The sequence below is a fragment of the Streptococcus sp. SM3 genome (genome assembly GCF_027497875.1).
On the sequence record NZ_JAJNSA010000178.1, the window covers coordinates 1 to 2636 of the forward strand.

Below are 2636 nucleotides of genomic sequence, written 5' to 3' on the forward strand. Positions count from 1 at the left end.
CCCATCCATCAGAAGGACCTGGGCATTTTTCTCCGCTAGACTTTCAGCTCGGCGATGATTCAAGTCGGACACATCCAGTTGATACTCCTCCGCCACCGCTACTAAAAGATCTTGAACCGAATGCTTCAAGATGTAGTCTTTAATGCTGGCTCGGTCAAACGGAAGCTGATAAGTTGCATGGGTCTCCTCAAGACCTGCCAGAATCGCATCATAGGAATCCAGCAAGGTTCCGTCCAAATCCCAAATAAAGGCTTGTTTTGTCATTTTTTCTTCTCTCCTACTTTTCGTCTATATAGCTGACTCAAAAATAGCCAACGAAAGCCATTGTCGAGCAGCGTCCCCGTCCAGACCCCTGGAAGGCCAAAGCCAAGGGTTACTCCAAGCAGATAACCGGCTCCAATTCGAATGACCCACATGCCAATCGTCGTCGCATAAAATGGAAGCTTCCCATTTCCCAAGCCTTGCCAAACAGCTGTATAGATGACCGTTCCTGCTGTAAACGGCGTTCCCAACAAAGAAAAGAGTACAACCGATAAACTAGCTTCTACTGCTTTTGTATCTTGTGTGTAGAGATGGGTCAGAAGAGTTCCACCGAAAAAGATTCCCAAGGCAATAGGTAACATGAACACGAAGGACAAGCAGTAAGACTGCTTTCGAAGGCGGGCAATCTGCTCAAGATCACCTTCACCCAGGCTCCGTGCTACGAGCATGACCGTCGCTGTGGCCACCCCAAATACAGGCATGTAGTTGAACTGGGTCAAGGTCTCTCCGATGGCATTTCCTGCGACTGCCTCGGTCCCAAAAGCAACCACGATCGCAATGATCACAACATCTCCAGCCCGCATCATCAGCCGCTCTCCGGCAGCTGGAAGCGCTAAGTTCAAGAGCTTACGATCCAATCCCCAACGAAGGGGGGCAAAGGGTAGCTGGACCTTTTGCCACAAGAGGATAACGCCCACCAGACGAGCCAGCACCGTCCCCAAAGCTGCGCCGACAATCCCCCAACCAAAAAGGAAAATGGCCACAGAGGAGAACAGAGCGTTTAATAGATTGGTCAACAGGCTCACATACATAGGAAGACGTGGATTGTTGGCCACCCGAACCAAGGAGCCCAAGGTCGTCATCAAGCCTAAGAGAACTATGGTCCCGCCGACCAAGGAAAGATAAATCCCCCCGCTTTCGGCTACTGCAGCTTCAGTCCCCAACAGCGAAATCATCTGGCGTCCAAATAACAGCGATGCCCCTCCTAAGAGAGCACTCAACAATAAGGTCACCTTCAGTGACTCTGTCGCATGGTAGGCAATATTTTCTTGATTTTTTTCACCCAAGCTTTTGGACATGACACTGGCAACTGCCGCACCCAGTGCCAAAAAGATGGCTTGATAGATCGTGATGATATTCCCTGCGACGGAAACACCTGAAATGGCAATCAAGCCCAGGTGAGCCACTAAATAAGAATCCACCATGCCCATCAGCATTTGTAAGAAATTTTCACCCATGGCAGGAAGGGCGATATTTAAGATTTTTTTGTATGAATTCATGAGTATATAAAAGAGCCAAACGGCTCTTTTGATCTTTCTAATACAGAGAATTAAAGTCCCAAGTAGTCTTCTACGGCTGCTTGCATGTCTTTGGCTGCCACGCTTGTACGATGGCGAACCGGTGCAGTTTCAAGGCCGTCTACAGCCGGTGGCACAGGAACACCTGAGAGTGTGTGTAATTTAGCCAAGGCTTCGAAATCGCCTAGACCTGTCTCACCTGTCACCGCTTCTACTGCTACAACTGGGAATTTATAAGGACTTGCTGTAGAGGCAATGACTGTTTTAGCAGTATCCCCTGTTTGAGTCCGGTATTTTTGATAAACGGCTGACGCAACGGCTGTATGAGGGTCTTCGATGTAATCAGACGCTTCATAGACCCGCTTGATCTCTGCAGCAGTTTCTGCTTCATCTGCGTATGCAGCCGCAAACAAATCTAAGATGTCTGCGTCAAAGTTGGACAACTGATACTGACCTGTAGCAACGAGGCTTTCCATCAATTCTTTGGTCTTTGTGGCATCATTGCCTACCAAGTGGAAAATCAAGCGTTCCAAGTTTGAAGAGACCAAAATATCCATCGATGGACTGGTGGTCACCTTGAACTCACGTTTCTTATCATAGACATGTGTTTTGAAGAAGTCTGTCAAGACATTGTTTTCATTTGACGCACAGATCAATTTCCCAACTGGAAGACCGATTTGTTTGGCATAGAAAACTGCCAAGATATTTCCAAAGTTCCCTGTTGGAACAGTGAAGTTGACTTTTTCTCCAGCTGTGATTTGACCTGTCTTCACCAATTGCGCGTAGGCATATACGTAATAAACAATTTGAGGTACCAAACGGCCGATATTCATAGAGTTAGCTGATGAAAATTGTAACTTGTTGGCTGCCAATTTTTCACGTAGTTCAACATCGTTGAACATATGTTTGACATTCGTTTGGGCATCGTCAAAGTTTCCATCGATAGCGATCACATGAGTATTGTCCCCAGTCTGAGTGGTCATTTGCAACTCTTGTACCTTGCTGACACCGTCTTTTGGATAAAAGACGATAATTTCAGTACCTGGAACATCCGCAAATCCTGCCATGGCAGCTTTC

Annotated in this window: 3 protein-coding genes; all 3 read right to left on the reverse strand. The window is 47.1% G+C overall.

Features of this window, described 5'->3' with window-relative positions; all coding sequences use genetic code 11:
- On the reverse strand, positions 1–264 hold a 264-nt coding region (locus tag PAN06_RS13775; protein ID WP_346732068.1), incomplete at its 3' end, for an HAD hydrolase-like protein.
- Positions 261–1541: an MATE family efflux transporter gene (locus PAN06_RS13780; protein WP_269796610.1), complete on the reverse strand. Its 1281-nt coding sequence runs from the start codon at positions 1539–1541 to the stop codon at positions 261–263. The genes PAN06_RS13780 and PAN06_RS13775, both read right to left, overlap by 4 nt.
- Positions 1542–1591: 50 nt before the next feature.
- On the reverse strand, positions 1592–2636 hold a 1045-nt coding region (thrC, locus tag PAN06_RS13785; protein WP_269796611.1), incomplete at its 5' end, for a threonine synthase.

Bases quoted from the DNA above. Each gene is read 5' to 3' on its own strand.
- PAN06_RS13780 (WP_269796610.1), bottom strand. From the start codon at position 1,541: ATGAATTCATACAAAAAAATCTTAAATATCGCCCTTCCTGCCATGGGT.